General features: G+C 64.3%; 19 protein-coding genes. 8 read left to right on the plus strand and 11 right to left on the minus strand.

The window, feature by feature from the left end; all coding sequences use genetic code 11:
- Positions 1-59: 59 nt before the first annotated feature.
- Positions 60-1,136 (plus strand): quinone-dependent dihydroorotate dehydrogenase, encoded by a 1,077-nt coding sequence (locus HMI58_RS13230; protein WP_171585242.1) that lies wholly within the window; start codon positions 60-62, stop codon positions 1,134-1,136.
- Between the two features lie 58 nt (positions 1,137-1,194).
- Here the strand turns inward: HMI58_RS13230 and HMI58_RS13235 are convergent, their stop codons facing one another.
- Positions 1,195-1,767 carry a DUF3043 domain-containing protein gene (locus tag HMI58_RS13235; RefSeq protein WP_171585241.1) on the minus strand — a complete coding sequence of 191 codons (573 nt, stop codon included), beginning with the start codon at positions 1,765-1,767 and terminating at the stop codon, positions 1,195-1,197.
- An 88-nt stretch (positions 1,768-1,855) separates the two neighbouring features.
- Here HMI58_RS13235 and HMI58_RS13240 point away from each other — a divergent pair, with 88 nt between their 5' ends.
- The 5 genes from HMI58_RS13240 (at position 1,856) to HMI58_RS13260 (ending at position 6,952) form a co-directional block, all read left to right on the plus strand.
- Positions 1,856-3,259, plus strand: coding sequence for a dipeptidase (locus HMI58_RS13240; protein WP_171585240.1), 1,404 nt, complete (start codon positions 1,856-1,858; stop codon positions 3,257-3,259).
- Positions 3,260-3,385: 126 nt separating this feature from the next.
- Positions 3,386-3,766, plus strand: coding sequence for an iron-sulfur cluster assembly accessory protein (locus tag HMI58_RS13245; RefSeq protein WP_171585239.1), 381 nt, complete (start codon positions 3,386-3,388; stop codon positions 3,764-3,766).
- A gap of 193 nt (positions 3,767-3,959) precedes the next feature.
- Positions 3,960-4,826: a cytochrome c oxidase subunit II gene (coxB, locus tag HMI58_RS13250; protein WP_171620402.1), complete on the plus strand. Its 867-nt coding sequence runs from the start codon at positions 3,960-3,962 to the stop codon at positions 4,824-4,826.
- Positions 4,826-6,547, plus strand: a complete 1,722-nt coding sequence (gene ctaD, locus HMI58_RS13255) for a cytochrome c oxidase subunit I (protein ID WP_171585237.1) — start codon at positions 4,826-4,828, stop codon at positions 6,545-6,547. The genes coxB and ctaD overlap by 1 nt, the downstream gene beginning before the upstream one ends.
- Before the next feature lie 3 nt (positions 6,548-6,550).
- Positions 6,551-6,952 (plus strand): cytochrome c oxidase subunit 4, encoded by a 402-nt coding sequence (locus HMI58_RS13260; RefSeq protein ID WP_171585236.1) that lies wholly within the window; start codon positions 6,551-6,553, stop codon positions 6,950-6,952.
- 358 nt (positions 6,953-7,310) lie between these two features.
- Here HMI58_RS13260 and HMI58_RS13265 read toward each other — a convergent pair whose 3' ends face one another.
- Both HMI58_RS13265 and HMI58_RS13270 read right to left on the minus strand, forming a co-directional pair.
- Positions 7,311-8,849: an AarF/UbiB family protein gene (locus tag HMI58_RS13265; protein ID WP_225668139.1), complete on the minus strand. Its 1,539-nt coding sequence runs from the start codon at positions 8,847-8,849 to the stop codon at positions 7,311-7,313.
- 182 nt (positions 8,850-9,031) lie between these two features.
- Complete coding sequence (locus HMI58_RS13270) at positions 9,032-9,571, minus strand: PadR family transcriptional regulator (protein WP_171620406.1); 540 nt, start codon at positions 9,569-9,571, stop codon at positions 9,032-9,034.
- Between the two features lie 155 nt (positions 9,572-9,726).
- On the opposite strand from HMI58_RS13270, the gene HMI58_RS13275 reads away from it, so the two are divergent.
- On the plus strand, positions 9,727-10,509 hold the full coding sequence (locus HMI58_RS13275; RefSeq protein ID WP_171620468.1) for a GntR family transcriptional regulator: 783 nt from the start codon (positions 9,727-9,729) through the stop codon (positions 10,507-10,509).
- A gap of 85 nt (positions 10,510-10,594) precedes the next feature.
- Here the strand turns inward: HMI58_RS13275 and HMI58_RS13280 are convergent, their stop codons facing one another.
- The 4 genes from HMI58_RS13280 to HMI58_RS13295 form a co-directional block, all read right to left on the minus strand.
- The gene (locus HMI58_RS13280; RefSeq protein ID WP_171620408.1) at positions 10,595-12,277 is read right to left on the minus strand and encodes a ubiquinol-cytochrome c reductase cytochrome b subunit; all 1,683 of its coding nucleotides are present in this window, start codon (positions 12,275-12,277) and stop codon (positions 10,595-10,597) included.
- A 1-nt stretch (position 12,278) separates the two neighbouring features.
- Positions 12,279-13,304: a Rieske 2Fe-2S domain-containing protein gene (locus tag HMI58_RS13285; RefSeq protein WP_171585232.1), complete on the minus strand. Its 1,026-nt coding sequence runs from the start codon at positions 13,302-13,304 to the stop codon at positions 12,279-12,281.
- A 94-nt stretch (positions 13,305-13,398) separates the two neighbouring features.
- Positions 13,399-14,184 (minus strand): cytochrome c, encoded by a 786-nt coding sequence (locus HMI58_RS13290; RefSeq protein ID WP_171585231.1) that lies wholly within the window; start codon positions 14,182-14,184, stop codon positions 13,399-13,401.
- An 87-nt stretch (positions 14,185-14,271) separates the two neighbouring features.
- On the minus strand, positions 14,272-14,910 hold the full coding sequence (locus tag HMI58_RS13295; RefSeq protein WP_171585230.1) for a heme-copper oxidase subunit III: 639 nt from the start codon (positions 14,908-14,910) through the stop codon (positions 14,272-14,274).
- A 148-nt stretch (positions 14,911-15,058) separates the two neighbouring features.
- On the opposite strand from HMI58_RS13295, the gene trpD reads away from it, so the two are divergent.
- Complete coding sequence (trpD, locus tag HMI58_RS13300; protein WP_171620410.1) at positions 15,059-16,123, plus strand: anthranilate phosphoribosyltransferase; 1,065 nt, start codon at positions 15,059-15,061, stop codon at positions 16,121-16,123.
- Here the strand turns inward: trpD and HMI58_RS13305 are convergent.
- Genes HMI58_RS13305 through HMI58_RS13320 form a run of 4 tightly spaced genes read right to left on the minus strand, consistent with a single transcriptional unit; the run spans position 16,120 to position 18,390 of the window.
- The gene (locus tag HMI58_RS13305; RefSeq protein WP_171620412.1) at positions 16,120-16,845 is read right to left on the minus strand and encodes a copper homeostasis protein CutC; all 726 of its coding nucleotides are present in this window, start codon (positions 16,843-16,845) and stop codon (positions 16,120-16,122) included. The two genes, trpD and HMI58_RS13305, sit on opposite strands and share 4 nt — an antisense overlap.
- A gap of 2 nt (positions 16,846-16,847) precedes the next feature.
- The gene (locus HMI58_RS13310; protein ID WP_171585227.1) at positions 16,848-17,129 is read right to left on the minus strand and encodes an Lrp/AsnC ligand binding domain-containing protein; all 282 of its coding nucleotides are present in this window, start codon (positions 17,127-17,129) and stop codon (positions 16,848-16,850) included.
- 55 nt (positions 17,130-17,184) lie between these two features.
- Positions 17,185-17,601, minus strand: a complete 417-nt coding sequence (locus HMI58_RS13315) for a DUF3054 domain-containing protein (RefSeq protein ID WP_171620414.1) — start codon at positions 17,599-17,601, stop codon at positions 17,185-17,187.
- Between the two features lie 12 nt (positions 17,602-17,613).
- A complete protein-coding gene (locus HMI58_RS13320) occupies positions 17,614-18,390 on the minus strand; it encodes an alpha/beta fold hydrolase (RefSeq protein ID WP_171620416.1) in 777 nt (258 codons plus the stop codon).
- Positions 18,391-18,447 lie beyond the last annotated feature (57 nt).

Raw genomic sequence — 18,447 nt, forward strand, 5'->3', positions numbered from 1 at the left:
GTGCCGGGGCGGGCGGGTGCGAGTTGTTGTTGGCAGCCCCCGCGTGGGAGTTTTAGAGCATGCGAATCTACCCTGCCTTTTTTCGAGCAGTCTTCTCCCGTATGGACGCCGAACGGGCCCACCAGATCGGGTTCCGGCTGATTCGTGTCGCGGAGCGCACCCCCGCTGGCCCCGCGCTGCGTCATCTGACGAAACCGCACCCGGGACTGCAGACCTCGGCGTTCGGGATTACGTTCCCGTCCCCGTTTGGTCTGGCAGCCGGATTCGACAAGGGGGGTCACGGCATTACCGCCTTGACCAGCCTCGGATTCGGTCACGTGGAGGTCGGCACGATTACCGGCCAGGCGCAGCCGGGCAACCCAGCACCCCGCCTGTTCCGCCTGGTGGAAGACCGGGCTGTGATCAACCGGATGGGATTCAACAATGACGGCGCGGCGGCCGTCGCCCCACGGCTGAGGGCGGCGCGGACCCGGCTGGAACGGCGGTATGTGGCCAACCGGCCGATCATTGGTGTCAATATTGGCAAGACCAAGGCGGTCAATCTGCGGGACGCGGTCGCGGACTACTTGGTCAGCGCGAGGGAACTGGCGCCCGCCGCTGACTACCTGGTGGTCAACGTCAGCTCACCCAACACTCCGGGCCTCCGGCTCCTGCAGAACGTCGAATCCTTACGGCCGCTCCTGACCGCGGTCCGGAAGGCAGCCAACGACAGTGCGGGGCGTCCGGTGCCGCTGCTCGTGAAGATCGCCCCCGATCTGGAGGACCAGGACATCGACGACGTCGCGGCCCTCGCCGTCGACCTGGGTCTGGACGGGGTGATCGCCACGAACACCACCATCACCCGCTCGGGTCTGGCCAGCGACAACGCGCTGGTGATGAAGTGCGGGGTGGGAGGGCTGAGCGGAGCTCCGCTGAAGCAGCGCTCCCTTGAAGTGCTGCGACGGCTCCGCGCCGCGGCTGGCGATCAGCTGGCCATCGTGTCGGTCGGCGGAGTAGAAACCGCCGAGGACGTCCTGGAACGCCTCGACGCCGGCGCCACCCTGGTGCAGGGCTACACCGGATTTCTTTACGAGGGCCCCTTCTGGGCACGGCAGATCAACCGGCGGCTGGAAGAGTTGCTCGCAGCACGCCATTAGCCCTTAAAACTCTCACTCCCCGCCGGATGTGTCCGGGCGGGGAGTGAGAGGTAGGAGCCTAGGCCGGGTATTCGCCGCGCTTCACCAGCGGCTTGGGCAGCCGGAGCCGTCGGAGCTGGAGGCCGCGAGTGACCCCGTACCAGAGATCGCCGCGGGCGGGCTCGCCGAACTTGGCGGTGAGGCGTTTCTTGAGGCTGCGGCGCAGTAGGAAGCAGTCCAGGACGACGGCGAGGATGAGCACCCAGAAGGCGTTGAGCACGAGTGCCTGCACCTGGAGGTTCTGCACGAAGCTGAGGATCACAAACACCAGCGCTGCGACCATGAGGAACTCACCGAGATTCCAGCGGGCGTCGACAAAATCCCTGATGTAACGGCGGGCCGGGCCCTTGTCGCGCAGGGGCAGGTAACGCTCGTCGCCGGTATCGAGGGCCTGGCGCATCCGGAGCCTCTCGGCCCGCTGCGCATCCCTGCTGGCCGCCTTCGCGGCCTTCCGGTCATCGGGGACGAGCGGGCGTTTCCGCGCGGCTTCCTGCGAGCTACGGCGCGGCGTCGGCACTCCCTTGCCAACGGGGCGCTCTTCGGGCAACTGGTCTACGGGGGCCTCGGGGGCCTCTTTTTTACGTCCAAACACCCTTCAAGGATACCCGCCGCGCCGGTCACGTGCGCCCGGTCACTTCGCTGCGGTCACTCCACAACGCCACTGTGTAAGGTCGACTTACATGACTGATGAACAACTCGCATCCCCCCACGACTTTTCGGCTGGAGACCTCCGCGCCGCCGTCGCCGCCGGCTTCGACCAGGTGGTCACTGACCTCATTGACCTTGTCGCCATCCCCGGGATCGCCTGGGAAGCTTTCGACCCGGCCGAGCTGGACCGCAGCGCCACAGCCGTCTCGGACCTGATTCGTGCCACCGGCCTCAACGACGTCCAGATCCTCCGGGTCACCACCGACGGGGTCGAGGGCGGTCCCGCCGTCGTCGCCCGCCGGCCCGCCGCACCAGGGAAACCGACGGTGCTTCTCTACGCCCACCACGACGTGCAACCGCCGGGCGACCCTGCGCTGTGGGAGAGCGAGCCGTTCACCGCCGTCGAACGCGAGGGCCGGCTTTACGGCAGGGGAGCAGCCGATGACAAAGCGGGCATCATGGCGCACATCGGGGCCCTCCGCGCGCTGGACGATGTCCTCGGGCAGGACTTCGGCGTCGGCGTCACCCTGTTCATCGAGGGCGAGGAGGAGGCCGGTTCGCCGACCTTCCGTACGTTCCTCGACACCCATCGGGACCTGCTCCAGGCTGACGTGATTGTGGTCGCCGATTCCAGCAACTGGAAGGTCGGCGTCCCCGCCCTGACCACGAGCCTGCGCGGTCTGGTCGACGGTACCGTCGAGGTGCAGGTCCTTGAACACGCGGTCCACTCGGGCATGTTCGGGGGACCGGTGCTGGACGCACCGACGCTCCTCGCCCGGCTGATCGCCACGTTCCACGACGACGCCGGCGATGTCGCCATCGCAGGGCTCGCTGGCGGCGACGACGCCACAGTCGATTATCCGGAGGCCGACTACCGTGCCGACGCCTCGGTGCTCGACGGCGTCCAACTTGCCGGTACCGGATCCATCGCCTCGCGGCTCTGGACCAAGCCCGCGCTGTCCATCATCGGGCTGGACGCACCCACAGTTGCCCTGTCCTCCAACACCCTGCTCCCACGGGCCCGCGCCAAATTCAGCCTGCGCCTGGCGCCGGGCCAGGATCCGGCATCGGCGATGGCTGCGGTCAAGGACCATGTGGCGCGTCACGCGCCATTTGGTGCAACCGTGACGTTCACCGAGGGGGAGACCGGTAGCGCCTTCGCCGCCGACACGGCTGCACCGGCCGCCCAGACCGCCCTGTGGGCGCTCCAGGAAGCGTGGGGGGTCCCGGCCGTTGAAGCCGGAATGGGAGGCTCGATTCCCTTCATCGCCGACCTGACCGAGGTGTACCCCTCCGCGCAGATCCTGATCACCGGGGTTGAGGATCCCGACTCCCGCGCACACAGCGCCAACGAGTCGCTGCATCTCGCAGAGTTCCAGAAAGCTGTCCTTGCCGAGGCATTGATGCTCTCCCGCATCAATGCCGAGGGTCTCTGACCAACCCGGCCGGGGACGCCGTCCGCGACCTGCCCTGGCCGGGGTTGGTCGCGGACGGGACTGCCGACGTACCATTAGGTAGGACACAAAACCGCGACGCGTGTCCACAGCGAGGAGAAACCAGTTATGAGTACTTCCACCAGCGAAACCACCACCGGAACCACCGAGGCGGAATTGGCCGCCCATGAGGTGATGCTCTCCGATGTTGCAGCCGACAAGGTACGCAGCCTCCTGGAGCAGGAAGGCCGCACCGATCTGCGCCTCCGCGTTGCCGTGCAGCCCGGCGGCTGTTCAGGCCTGATCTACCAGCTGTACTTCGACGAGCGTACCCTCGACGGCGACGCCGTCCGGGAGTTCGACGGCGTCGAGGTCATCGTCGACCGGATGAGTGTCCCTTACCTTGCGGGCGCCTCGATCGACTTCGAGGACACCATCTCCAAGCAGGGCTTCACCATCGACAACCCCAATGCGGGTGGGTCCTGCGCCTGCGGCGATTCGTTCCACTAGCACGTGTTTGCTGCCCAAACAAACACCCAGGATGACCTGCCAAAAGTTCCGCGGCAGGCCGTCTTTGTGTCATCCGATGGCGGCGGTTACGGGTAAGCTCTACAGTAAGTAGTAAAACTAAATGTGTGCCTTTTGCGCACACGGGGTAACGCCGCCACGGGTGGCAGACACGTAAGAAAAGGAAGGGCCGTCTGTGAGTTCGCAGCACCGAACCGGCACCCGGCGCGCAAGGGTCACCAAGATCTCCAGCCTCATGCTGGTAGGCGCGTTGTTTCTGTCGGGCTGTTCAGCTGAAGTCCAAAGGGGTTGGTTGCCCGCCGAGCGCGACAACACCAACCACACCGGTCGGATCATTGATCTGTGGGTGAACTCCTGGATTGCGGCACTGATAGTCGGCGTCATCACCTGGGGTCTCATCATCTGGTGCATCGTTGCCTACCGTCGGCGCCGGAATGAGACAGGATTTCCCCGCCAGGTCAGCTACAACCTTCCCCTTGAGGTCTTCTACCTGACGATTCCCCTGTTCATGGTTCTCGTCTTCTTCTACTTCACTGACCGGGACCAGCAGGCCATTGATGCCCGCGTGGACAACCCGGACCTGGTAGTCGATGTCCGTGGCAAGCAGTGGTCATGGGACTTCAACTACGTGAACGAAGACAAGTACTTCAGCGGAGTCCAGGCCAACCTGACCGGTGAGGAAGGTGTCCCCGAGACACTTCCTACCCTTTACCTGCCGGTTAACCAGACCGTCGAGCTCCAGCTCAATGCCCGCGATGTGCTGCACTCCTTCTGGGTGCCAGCGTTCCTGCAGAAGCGTGACATGATTCCCGGTCGCACCAACTACATCACCCTCACCCCCACACGGGAAGGCACCTTCGACGGGAAGTGCGCCGAACTGTGCGGTGAATACCACTCGGAGATGCTCTTCAACGTTGCAGTGGTTTCGCAGGAAGAGTTTGATGCGCACATGGCCACCCTTGAGGATGGCCAACTCGGTGAAGAATACGATCGCAACTCGTACTCCGACAACGAACTTGAACCAGCAGGGAGTAACGGCTGATGTCCACTTACGAATACACAGCTGACGACTCCGGCACCACCGTCGCGCCCCGGGTCGTCCCGCGGTCCAAGGGCCGTGTCGTGGTCAGCTGGATTACCTCCACCGACCACAAGACCATCGGGTACATGTACCTGATTGCGTCCTTCATCTTCTTCTGCCTGGCCGGCGTTATGGCGCTCGTCATCCGTGCGGAGCTCTTTGAGCCAGGAATGCAGATCCTGCAGACCAAGGAACAGTACAACCAGCTGTTCACGATGCACGGCACGGTCATGCTGCTGATGTTCGCGACCCCACTGTTCGCCGGTTTCGCCAACGTCATCATGCCGCTTCAGATCGGCGCCCCCGACGTCGCGTTCCCACGCTTGAACGCGCTGGCCTTCTGGTTCTTCCTCTTCGGCAGCACCATCGCCGTATCCGGCTTCATCACCCCCCAGGGTGCTGCGTCCTTCGGCTGGTTCGCCTATGCGCCGCTGTCCAACACCACCTTCTCCCCGGGGCTCGGTGGTGACCTGTGGGTGTTCGGCCTGGCGTTGTCGGGCTTCGGTACCATCCTGGGTGCGGTCAACTTCATCACCACCATCATCTGCATGCGTGCCCCCGGCATGACCATGTGGCGGATGCCGATCTTTACCTGGAACACCCTCGTCACGGCGATCCTCGTGCTGATGGCTTTCCCGCCACTGGCCGCGGCACTCTTCGCCCTCGGTGCGGACCGGCGGTTTGGTGCACACATCTTCGACCCGGACAACGGGGGAGCGATCCTCTGGCAGCACCTGTTCTGGTTCTTCGGGCACCCCGAGGTGTACATCATCGCGCTGCCGTTCTTCGGCATCGTGTCCGAGATCTTCCCGGTCTTCAGCCGGAAACCCATCTTCGGCTACAAGGGGCTCGTCTACGCGACGATCGCCATTGCCGCTCTGTCGGTGACCGTCTGGGCCCACCACATGTACGTCACCGGTGCGGTGCTCCTGCCGTTCTTCGCCTTCATGACGATGCTGATCGCGGTGCCAACTGGCGTGAAATTCTTCAACTGGATAGGCACCATGTGGCGTGGCTCGATCACGTTCGAGACGCCCATGCTCTGGAGCCTCGGGTTCCTGGTGACCTTCCTGTTCGGCGGACTCACCGGCATCATCCTGGCTTCACCTCCGCTCGACTTCCACGTCTCGGACACCTACTTCGTGGTGGCCCACTTCCACTACGTGGTCTTCGGTACCGTCGTCTTCGCGATGTTCGCTGGCTTCTACTTCTGGTGGCCAAAGTGGACAGGAAAGATGCTGAACGAGCGTCTCGGAAAGATCCACTTCTGGATGCTGTTCGTTGGTTTCCACGGCACCTTCCTGATCCAGCACTGGCTGGGCGTCATCGGTATGCCCCGTCGTTACGCGGACTACCTGCCCGAGGACGGGTTCACAGCGATGAACCAGTTCTCGACCATCGCGTCCTTCGTTCTCGGTGCCTCACTGATTCCGTTCTTCTGGAACGTGTACATCACCTGGCGCAGCGGCAAGAAGGTCGAGGTCGACGACCCTTGGGGCTTCGGTGCCTCGCTGGAATGGGCGACCTCCTGCCCTCCCCCACGCCACAACTTCACGTCACTGCCCCGGATCCGGTCAGAGCGTCCCGCACTGGATCTCCACCACCCCGAGCTGCAGCAGCAGCACACGCCAAGCTCTGCCGTAGGACAGGCACTTGGCGCGGCCGACCGGAAGGACGCCTAGCACATGAAGGTTGAGACCGGACTCTTCTTCTGGGGAGCACCTTTCTTCGTACTCGTCGGAGTGGTCTACGGCTACCTCACCGGGTGGACCGAATACGTCGGGTTCCTCGGCATCCTGCTGGTCGGCGGACTGGCCGCAATGATCGGGTTCTACCTGGGGTTCACCGGCCGCAGGATCGGAATGCGGCCCGAGGATAGGCTCGACGCCGAGATCCATGAAGGGTCAGGTGAACAGGGTCATTTCAGTCCCTGGAGCTGGTGGCCCCTCGTGCTCGGTCTGTCGGCTGCTGGCGGCTTCCTGGGCCTCGCAGTGGGCTGGTGGGTGCTCTACATCAGCCTCGGCCTCTGCGTGATCGCCCTGGTTGGCTGGGTCTTCGAATACAGCCGTGGGGACCACGCCCACTAAATCAAGGATTGCAAGGCTCTAGTCAAGCATTGCAACGATGGGCCCCCACCTCCGGGTGGGGGCCCAACGTCGTTAACGGCAGGCCGTGTCGGCTAACGATAGCGGACCCTGGTCGCGGGAGGCTCGTCGAGAGTCGCGGCCCCGCTGTGGGTCCGACCTTCGCTCGGGGTAGGGCTAGCGAGCGGGGTGCGGCTATCGCTCGGCCGGGACCTGAGGCTCCGCGCTGGTGATTCTGACGAGGTGCTGGTGACTCTGGCAGGGTACTGAGAGCTCAGACATGGTTACTGGGAGCTCAGACAGGGCCGGGGTGGTGCCGGCCCCGCGGCCCTGCCGTGGCGGACCCGCAACCGCGGTGGTGCTACAGGCCCCGACGGCCAGCCCAGAGTCCGTGCAGGAGGGGGAGCGCCGAGGCGAGCATCAGCACGTTTCCCAGGCCTGTGTCATCGGCCCTCACCACCGAGCCAGCGATCAGCAACGCCGCGAAGACCAGTGCCGAAGCGGAACGCTGAGCTGTGCGGTCCAGGCGAGTGAGCCGTTGCTCCAGTCGGGGGTTGGCGACGGTCAGGGAGCCGTCCTCCACCCGGGTAATGAGCCCGTCGATGCGTTGTGGAAGCCGCACGGCCACCGAAGCCGCCGTGAGGGCCTGTTGGGCCACATCCTGAACAATGTTGCCGCGCTCGTCCCGCAGGAGCTGGGCGGCGTAGGGTTCAACGGAATCCCACAGGTTGAACCGGGGGTCGAGTGAACTTGCCACCCCCGACGTCAGCGACATGGCACGGATGATCAACAGGAAGTTCTCGGGTAGCTGGAAAGGCAACGAGCGGACCAGATCCCCGAATTCAACAGCAAAATCAAGGAACTCCTTGGGATCCACCTCCCGCAGTTCAGCGAATCCCATGCCGCCAAACCGGGCAAACAGGTGGGTCATCGCCCGCTCCAGTTCACCGGTATCCGCCGAGGGAACCAGCACGCCCACGTCCTTGATGGCGGCGACCAGTCCCTTCCCATCGCGGGTCGCAGCGGCGATCAGCAGTTTCCGCAGCCCATCTCGGGTGCTGGGCGGGACCTCGCCCATCATCCCGAAGTCGATGAAGGTGAGCTTCCAGGTGGTGGGTGCTCCAGGATTCTGCCGGTCAGGCGTCACAAAAATGTTGCCGGGGTGCGGATCGGCATGGAAGAAACCGTTGGTGAACATCTGGTCGAACATGACGGATGCGAACACGGGGGCTACCTGTGCAGGATCGATCCCAGCGGCCGCCAGGGCCGCCGTATCGGTGATCTTGATCGCTGTGACATCCTCAAGTGTCAGAACGCGGCGGGTGCTCCGTTCCCAGACGACCTCGGGCACTCCCACCCGATCGTTCTCGTCAAAGTCGGAGGCAAACCGTTCCAGGTTCTGGGCCTCCCGCAGGTAGTCAATCTCCATCAGACTGATCTGCGCAAACTCTTCCACCAGGGCAGGTACGTCGGCCCGCGAGGACACGATGCGGACGCGGCTAAGCCAGCCGCCCACCTTCCGCAGCGCCGCAAGGTCAATGTCGATGATCGCGTCGATGCCGGGCCGCTGGACCTTGACGACGACGTCGGCCAGCCCCGTGTCGGCCGCATCCAGTGCACGAAGCTGTGCGCGGTGCGCCTGCCCGAATGACGCCGCGGCGATAGGGGACTCTTCGATGGACGCGAAGACCGTCTCGAGCGGCCCTCCTAACTCCGCTTCGGCGAGGATCCGGATAGCAGGAAAGGGTACCGGCGGCACCTCGTCCTGAAGCCCTTCGAGTTCCGCGGTGATCTCGGGTGGCAGAACATCGAGTCTCGACGACAGGAACTGGCCCACCTTGATCATCAGCCCACCCAGGTCCACCGCCAATACCCTGAAGCGTCGTGCGAAGCGCAGCATCCGTCGGGTCCTGGTACGCTCGGCGATTCGTCCCAGCCCAATGCGAGGAAGGACCAGCTCGAACCACCAGGTTACGGCGAGATGCCACGCCGCGAACCGCACGATGCGCCGGTAGCGGGCGCGCGTGGCACCCACGCCGGGGAGCGAATCCGCCGTACCCCGGCGGTCCAAGCTCACGCCGGTCAGTCTTGGGCGAGGATCGAGTACAACCGGCGGCGCGCATCATTGAGCACCTTGACTGCCTCCTGAACCTGCGCCGGTGTCCCGGTCCGCCCCACCTGGGCCGCGGCCTGGGCCAGTTCAACTCCGGCCTTGGGCAGAGCACCGAACCCAGTAGCGCCCGAGTGCTCGGATGGCCCCCAGGGGCTACTGCCGGCACCCGCCACCTCCTCACGGCCCGCCTCGGTCAGCGAGAAAATCTTTCGACCGTTGGACTCTTCGGCACTGATGAAACCCTCATCCGCGAGCAGCTGGAGCGTGGGATAGACGGATCCCGCGCTGGGCTTCCAGCTGCCCCCGCTGCGTTCCTCAATTTCATGGATGATCTGGTACCCATGCATGGGCCTTTCCGCCAACAGGGCAAGGATGGCGGAGCGGACCTCACCCCGGCCAGCGCGTGTCCCCGAGCGTTTCTCAAACCGTGACCGGAGCTCTTCGACTGCCTGCCACATCCCGTCGATGTTGTTGCCGCCGAATCCACTTGGTGGGTAGGAACTTCGCATGATGCTCTCCTCAGTCGTCTTCAACGATATATAACGATAGTCAACGATACCCCTGGGGGCCCGGTGGAATCAACGCTGTGGGGGGACACCTTTAGACTGGAAGCAGCCAGTTGTTGCAGCTGTAGGAAAGGTCGCCACCGGTGTCGAGCACGCTACTGCGGTTACTCGAGGAAGGGCTCCGCCCCGATTCGACCGCCCCCAAACATGTGCAGCTGCGGGAGATCCTGCGCGAGCTGATTACTGCCCATGCCGAGCCGGGAACTGCCATCCCCTCGGAGCGTGAACTGACCCAACATTTCGGGGTGGCACGCATGACTGTGCGCCACGCCATCGACGCCCTAGTAGCCGAAGAGGTACTGGAGCGGATTGTCGGCCTGGGCACCTTTGTCGCGCACACGAAGCTGGATCTGCAGATGAAGCTCACCTCGTACAGCGAGGAGATGCACCGCCGGGGTATGGTTCCCGATGCGCGGGTCCTCAGCTTCGAACAGATCGGGGCGACCCCGCTGATCGCCAGGGAACTCCAACTGGAGCAGGGGCACCCCGTCGTACGGTTCCGGCGCCAGCTACTCGCCGACGGCGAGCCGATGAGCGTCGATGAGAACTTTATCCCGGCGCATCGGGTGCCCGGGATCCTTGATGAGCCGGCTCCCACGTCGCTGTACAACGTGTTGAGTGAAAGGTTTGGCCTGGTCATGGAGTGGGGGGAGGACACCATCGAGGCAACCGCAGCCTCAGCCTCCATCGCGCGCCTGCTCAACGTCGACCTCGGTGCGCCGCTGCTCAAGATCCAGCGCCATGCGTATGTGGCCCGGTCGATGATTGACTACTCGGTGTCCTACTACCGCGCCGACCGCTACAAGCTGTGGGTGCCTCTTCAGCGCCCCGGTGTGCGTTCGCCCCGCGCCTACACCGCCAAGCGACTCAACGGCCCTTAGGGTGGCTCAGGTGGTCGCTCTTCCCACGAGGTAAACGAAAGGGCCCGACCCAGCTGGTGCTGGATCGGGCCCTTTTGTTGACATGTTACTTGGAGACGGCTGCCTTGTCGTGCTGTTCGGCAATCGCATCGTGGTGCCCATGCGAGTGGGCTGCCTCGAGTTCGGCCGGGGTTACCGGTGCAACCCGGTCCTCGAAGAAGAAGCGGGACAACCGGCCGCGAGCCTTTTCGGTCCGGGTGACGTGACCGTTGACGTCGGCTTCGGCAGGAAGCACGCTGTGGGACTCGTAGTTGACCAGGTTGTAGCGCTTGTACTCGTCAAGGGGTTCGTGAACCTCGATGAACTCGCCGTGGGGGAGCCGCACAATCCGACCGGTCTCCCGGCCGTGGAGGGCAATCTCCCGGTCCTTGCGCTGCAGCGCCAGCGCGATGCGCTGTGCAACCATGAACCCGATGATCGGTCCGACGAAGAACAACACCCGCAACCAGTACGTGACGTCGTTGAGCGAGACGAAGAAGTGCGTGGCGATGAGGTCGGAGCTGGCCGCTGCCCACATGACGCAGTAGAACACGACACCGGAGACGCCGACCGCCGTGCGGAACGGTGCGTTACGCGGACGGTCCAACAGGTGGTGCTCCCGCTTGTCCTTGGTGAGCCATGACTCGATCCATGGCCAGGCGAACATGAGGGTGAAGACAATTCCTGCAGGAACCAGCGCCGGGAGGAGCACGTTCAGCGACAGGGTGTTGACGCCCCACGGCATCGGGATGTTCCACTCGAGCGGAAGACCGCCCAGCCAGCCCGGCATCAGACGCAGCGCGCCGTCAACCCAGCCGATGTACCAGTCGGGCTGGGTTCCAGCGGACACGGGGGATGGGTCGTACGGTCCGTAGTTCCAGATCGGGTTGATCGTGAAGGCTGCCGAGATGGCGGCGATGATGCCGAACACGATGAAGAAGAATCCACCGGCCTTGGCGGCGTACACGGGGCCGACGGGGAAGCCGACCACGTTGTCGTTAGTGCGGCCTGGGCCGGGGAACTGGGTGTGCTTGTGGGTCACAACCATGAAGAGGTGGATCACGATCATCAGCAGGATGATCGCCGGAATCAGGAGAATATGCAGCACATACAGCCTCGGGATGACCACGGTACCGGGGAACTCCCCACCGAAGAGGAAGAAGCTGATGTAGGTACCTACAACCGGTACCGCCTTGATCACGCCGTCGATGATGCGGAGGCCGTTACCGGAGAGCAAGTCATCGGGGAGGGAATAGCCAGTGAACCCTGCAGCCATCGCCAGGATGAGCAGGACGCAGCCCACCACCCAGTTCAGTTCGCGGGGACGGCGGAAAGCGCCGGTGAAGAAGACCCGGAGCATGTGCACCGATACGGCGGCAACAAAGAGCAGTGCCGACCAGTGGTGGACCTGACGCATGAACAGGCCGCCGCGAACATCGAAGGAGATGTTCAGAGCGGTGGCGTACGCCTCGGACATCTCTACCCCGCGGAGTGGGATATAGCTGCCCTCGTAGTGCGTCTCCGCCATCGACGGATCGAAGAAGAAGGTCAGGAAGGTGCCGGACAGGAGCAGGATGACGAATGAGTACAGCGCCACCTCACCGAACATGAAGGTCCAGTGGTCCGGAAAGATCTTCCGGCCGAACTCCTTGACGATTCCTGACCCACCGACCCGGGAGTCAACGTAGTTGGTGATCTTCCCAACGTTGGTCTTGGGCTGGTAGGTACTTTGCGTTGTCGTGCTGCTCATGTCAGCCACGCTCCCAGAAACTTGGTCCTACTGGTTCTTGAAAATCGCTGGTAGCGATGAGGTAGCCCTCGTCATCAACGGCGATGGGCAGCTGCGGTAGCGGTCGTGTCGCTGGTCCGAAGATGACCTTGCATTCCTGCGTGAGGTCGAAGGTGGACTGGTGGCACGGGCAGAGCAGGTGGTGGGTCTGCTGTTCGTACAGAGCAACAGGGCAACCCACGTGCGTGCAGATCTTGGAGTAGGCGACGATGCCCTGGTAACCCCAGTCCTCTCGCCCCGGGGAGGGGTTCAGGGAATCGGGGTTCAGGCGCATCAGCAAGACAACGGCCTTGGCCTTTTCCTCGAGGTAGTGCTCGGAATCCGAGAGTCCCTCGGGGATGACGTGGAACGCCGACCCGATGGTCACGTCGGAAGCCTTGATCGGAGTACCGCTGGGGTCCCGAGCAAGCCGCGTCCCGGCATCCCAGTAGGTGTGACGGAGTGCGTCACCGGGCAGGGGGCCCAGGTCGCGGAAGATGAAGACGGCGGGGAGCGGGGCCAGGAGCATCGCACCGAGCAGGGTATTGCGGATCAGCGGGCGCCGCTTTATGCCCGTCTCCTCAACGATGTCGTTGATGATCTTCTCGGCATCCGCGCGGTCGGCTTCGGTGCGGATCTCGTGGCGGTCCTCGGAGACTTCGTGATCCGGCATCAGGGTCTTGGCCCAGTGGACGATGCCGACGCCGATGCCGAGCATCGCAAATGCGGTGCCGAGGCCCAGTGTGAGGTTCTGGAGGCGAAGGGTCTCGATGGTCTCGTCGAGGGGAATGAGGAAGTACCCGACGAAGAACAGCACGGTGCCAATGATCGACACCAGGAAGAGAATCGCTACCTGCCGTTCGGCACGCTTTTCAGCGCGGGGATCCCTGTCGGCCAGCCGGGGACGGTGCGGTGGCAGTCCAGGGTTCTGGAATTTCTGCACATCGCCCTGACCGGGCCTAGCTACGACGCCAGTACTCTCTGGACTGCCGTGACTATGATCGGCCATGATCCCTCGCATCCTTCTGGAAAAACACTGCTTGTGGTCTGTTGTTAAGTTTGTGGGTGCCGCCCGTGGGCGGCCTGTGGTGCGCCATTGCGGTCTAGGACGATCGCGCGGTGAGCCAGACGGTGAAGGCGATGATCACGCCGAGTCCCGCTACCCAGATAAAGAGGCCTTCGGAGACCGGGCCGAGCGAACCAAGGTCAGCTCCACCGGGGGAGCCCTGCTCGTCGATGGTCTCAAGGAACGCGATCACGTCGCGCTTGTCCTCGGGGGTGATGTTGGCGTCGCTGAAGACCGGCATATTCTGCGGTCCGGTGACCATTGCCTCATAGGTGTGCTTGGCCGTCGAGCCTGAGAGGGCCGGAGCGTACTTGCCCCGTGTCAGGGCGCCGCCGGCAGCGGCAGCGTTGTGGCACATGGCGCAATTGACGCGGAAAACCACGCCACCGTTGGCGGGATCGGCGTCAGAAGTGTCGAGCATGTCCTCGCCGGGGATGGCCGGGCCAGCGCCAAGCGATGCCACGTAAGCTGCCATCTGCATGGTCTGCTCGTCATCGAACTGAGGTGGCTTGACCTGGGCCTGAGGGCCCTGCATCTGCATCGGCATACGCCCGGTGCCTACCTGGAAGTCGACTGAAGCTGCGCCGACCCCTACCAGGGATGGTCCGTTCTCCGAACCGACTGCACCCATCCCGTGACAGGTGGCGCAGTTCGCTACGAACAGCTTCTCGCCCTCGTCCACCTGATCAGCCGAGAAGGTCTGTGCCTTGGCTTCGTTGGTGCTGCTCGCCAGGGCGTAGACGCCGCCCGTGAAGAGTAATCCGATGAGCAACAAAGCTACCGCTGCCAGGGGATGACGTCGCCTTTGCGAAAGTGCCTTCACTTGCTGGTTCCTGCCTTCTGTCGTGCAATCACTGCCGGTACCGCTTGATGGAATTCTACACCTAGTAGAAGAGGGTTCAACTAAGGGTTACTTCAGGAAATAAATAATGATGAACAATGCAATCCAGACGACGTCGACAAAGTGCCAGTAATACGACACCACAATCGCCGAGGTGGCCTCAAAGTGGCCAAATCGTTTGGCGGCGAACCCTCGTCCGATGATGAACAGGAAGGCGATCAGCCCGCCGAGGACGTGGAGCCCGTGGAAACCGGTGGTGATGTAGAACGACGAGCCATACGCGTTGGAGGAGAGCGAGACACCCTCCGAGACCAGTACCGCGTACTCGTAGCCCTGCACTGCAACGAAGATGGAGCCCATGATGAACGTCAGGAGGAACCATTCGATCATGCCCCACCTCGCTGGGGAGAACACGCTGCCGGTGCGGCGAGGCTGCAACCGTTCTGCGGCAAACACACCGAACTGGCAGGTCACCGAACTCAAGACGAGGATGATCGTGTTGATCAGGGCGAACGGAACGTTCAGCTTTTCGGTCTCCATTGCCCATAGCTCACTCGAGGTGGAGCGCAGGGTGAAGTACATGGCGAATAGTCCGGCGAAAAACATCAGCTCACTGGACAGCCAAACGACGGTTCCGACGGAAACCATGTTGGGGCGGTTCAGCGTGGGATGCGCCGTGGTACTGGGGGCTTGAGTCGCAGATGTCACAGAGCCATTATGTCTCTAAAAAGCACCAGTTCACCAATGCTGATGCCGTCCCGGCGCGTCCCCGTGGACGTTGGGGACGCGCCATCCCAGTAACGGCGCGGAAGATGCCAACAGATGACTTTCTACAATTCGTAGATAACCTTGAGGTGTGACGACGATTTCCAGCCCCGACAACGCTTCCCCGACCTGGCCTGTCCTGATCTCAGCCCTGATCCGGAGGGACGATTTATCCTCAGCCCAGACCCGCTGGGCCATGGACCAGATCATGGAGGGCGAGGCCAGCCACGCCCAGGTGGCGGGGTTCCTGGTGGGCCTGCGGAGCAAGGGGGAAACCGTCGGCGAGCTCGTCGGGCTGGTTGAAGCGATGCTCGCCCGCGCGCACCGTATCGAGGTCCCCGGCCCCACCCTCGACATTGTCGGTACCGGAGGGGATGGCCTGAACACCCTCAACATCTCCACCATGTCCTCCCTGGTGGCAGTGGGCGCGGGGGCGAAGGTGGTCAAGCATGGCAACCGGAGTGCTTCCTCATCCGCTGGCGCCGCCGACGTCATCGAGGCGCTGGGCGTCCGGCTGGACCTCTCAATCGCCGACGTCGCCCGCTCGGCCGAGGAAGCCGGGATCACGTTCTGTTTCGCCCAGGTGTTTCACCCGTCCATGCGTCACGTAGCGGTTCCGCGGCGTGAACTGGGGGTCCCCACCGCTTTCAACTTCCTGGGACCGCTCAGTAACCCCGCAGGCGTCGATGCGCAGGCCATGGGCTGCGCCAGCGAGCGGATGGCGCCCCTGATGGCTGGCGTGCTCGCTGCGCGGGGGACCCGCGCCCTGGTCTTCAGGGGAAGCGATGGCAGGGACAAGCTCACCACCAGCGGCTCGTCAACTGTGTGGGAGGTCAGGGACGGAACGGTCACCGAGCACACTGTCCACCCCGCTGACTTCGGGTTGCCGGTTGCCCCGGTCGAAGCGCTGCGTGGCGCTGACGGGGCCAGCAACGCGGCAGTGGTGCGGGCGCTGCTCGCGGGGGAGCGCGGGCCGGTACGGGACGCCGTCGTACTCAATGCAGCTGCCGGACTCGTAGCGTTCGCTACCGACCATGAGGCGCCCCTGGTGGAAAGGATCTCGGCAGCGATGCGGCGTGCCGAGAGGTCGATCGATTCGGGGGCTGCCCAGGCCGCGCTGGACAAGTGGGTGCAAGTGACCGCCGGCGCTGCCTAAGGCAGCTGGATCGCCTGCTCGATCACCGCTGCAACCTGCAGCGGGTCGGTGACCTGGTAGCTGTTGCCCTCCGTGTCAGCCACTCCCAGGGAAATCCCGCCTCCGGGCGGACGGTGGGTTGCCTTCGCCGAGAGGTGGACCTCGGTGATGCCGACGCGGGACAGGGCCGGCAGGTCGTCCAGGGCCACGCCACCACCCGCCAGGATGGTCAGACCGCTCTGCGCAGCAACCATCGCCGCGAGAGTCTCAAGGCCCTGTGCCGCGGAGGGCGCGCCGCCGGAGGTGAGGACCCTGTTGAACCCTGCCGCGGAGATCGCGTCAAGGGCGTGGACGGGCGAAGGGGTGTGGTCGATTGCCCGGTGGAAGGTGTACTCGAGTGCGGGCGCCACCTGCCTCAGGGCCCCCAGCGCTTCGGCGTCGACGGTGTCGCCGGCGGCCAGGACCCCGACGACGACGCCCGCCACCCCCTCGGCTGCGACCGCCTCGATATCCGCGGCCATCACGTCGAGCTCGGTGGGGGAGTAGGTGAACCCTCCGGGACGGGGGCGAATCAGCACATGCAGCGGGAGTGCCGGGACCTGGGCCCTGATCCGGCGGATCAACCCGGCGGAGGGCGTCAGTCCTCCCAGCGGCAGCCCCACGCAAAGCTCGGCGCGCACTGCGCCGGCGTCGTGCGCGATGGCCGCGCCAGCGGCGTCCTGCACCGCGATCTCGACCCGCATCCTCAGCCTTCGAAGCCCAGCGAGAACGCAGTATCGAGATCGTGCTGAGAATAGGACCGGAAAGCGATCTGGGTGGTGGTGGACTCCACTCCTTCGATCTTGGACAGGCGGTCGGCGATGACGTCGGCCAGGTCCTCGTGCCTGCTGACCCGGGCAATCGCAATGAGGTCCCACTCACCGGTGACCGAATAGACCTCGCTGATGCCGTCGATCTCGGAGATTTCCTGGGCACACTCGGGAATCCGGGAGGCGTCGGTTTGGATCAGGACGAAAGCGGTAATCATTGGAGGTCTCCCTGGCAGAGGTGGAACTGATGGGTGGTAGAGGCTTGCAGCTAACTTATCGCGAAGTAGCACGCCGCCGCAGGACCAGCGTCGCCACCGTGCGGGGGAGCAGCAGGACCACGCCCAGCACGACGACGGCGACCACGAGGAAACTCACCGCCATCCCTCCTCCGAACAGCGCCCGGAGTGCAAGGCCTCCCACGGCTGTGCCGAGCCAGACCAGCACCCCGGTGGGCCAGGGCGCGGCAGGCGAGCGCCAGGCCCTCAACACCACCCACGTCAGCAGGCAGGCAGCGAGGAAAGGCCCGGCGGTGCTGAGGATGCCCAGGATCGCCAGCCCGGATTCGTGGGTCGAGCGCCCGGTCGCCGCGAAGGCAACAACCAGCGCAAGATCGGCTAGCAGCCAGCCTGCGGCCCGCCCACCTGTTACTGCCGGGCGGGTGGTCGACGGCAGGTCTTGTGGGGGAGTCATCGACTTCCGCGCTCAGGAGGTGCTGTCGAGGATCAGCCGCGCGGTCTGGGCGGGCTGGTCCCAGTGGGGGAAGTGCCCGCTCGAGTCGAACCAGTGCAGCGATGCGTCGGGGAAGCGCTTCTGCGCCGTCGCCGCCTGGCTGGGGAGAGTGACGCGGTCCTGCCGACCCCATCCGATGACAGCCCGGCCGGGAAGGGATCCGCTGGGTGCTCCCTGCTGCACCGGTCCCTCGATGAGGGAGCGTCGGGCCTCGTCGAGGCTGGGGGACGCGGAGTAGCCCTGCAACTCGGTCAGGACCAGCTCGGGGTCGAGCTTCCACGGGTGGGCCGAGAACTGCGCCAGGAGGGCGGTCCGACCGGCCGCTGACCTGGTCAGGAAAGGCAGCGCAGGCTGGATGGCCCGCACCAGGGCGACCGAGGCAGTGATACTGACACCGAACACCAGCCGCTGGCCACCGGTCCAGAATCCACCCGGGTCCAGCGCAATGGCGGTGCCCGGGTGCCCGCGCCGGGAGAGCTCGAGCACCATCCGTGCGCCCATCGAACTTCCCACCAGGTCTATGCCCTGAAAGCCCTCAGTCTCGATGAACTGACCAAGGGCGTCGGTAAGTGTTCCAATAGTCGCCGGGCCCACCAAGGGGGCGGTCTGGCCAAACCCGGGGAGGTCGACGGCGATCACGTCACGCTCGGCGGTCAGCGCTGGCATGATCGGGTCCCAGGTGCGGAGGCTTGAGCCGAGTCCGTGCACCAGGAGGAGGGGTTTGCCACTGCCGTGTCGTTCGAAATGCATCAGGATCCTTCGCTTGGGAGTCCTCCAACTGTAGGCATTCATCAGTCGAATAGCTGA

Source organism: Arthrobacter sp. 147(2020), assembly GCF_013116715.1.
In the GTDB taxonomy this organism is placed as follows: domain Bacteria; phylum Actinomycetota; class Actinomycetes; order Actinomycetales; family Micrococcaceae; genus Arthrobacter_D.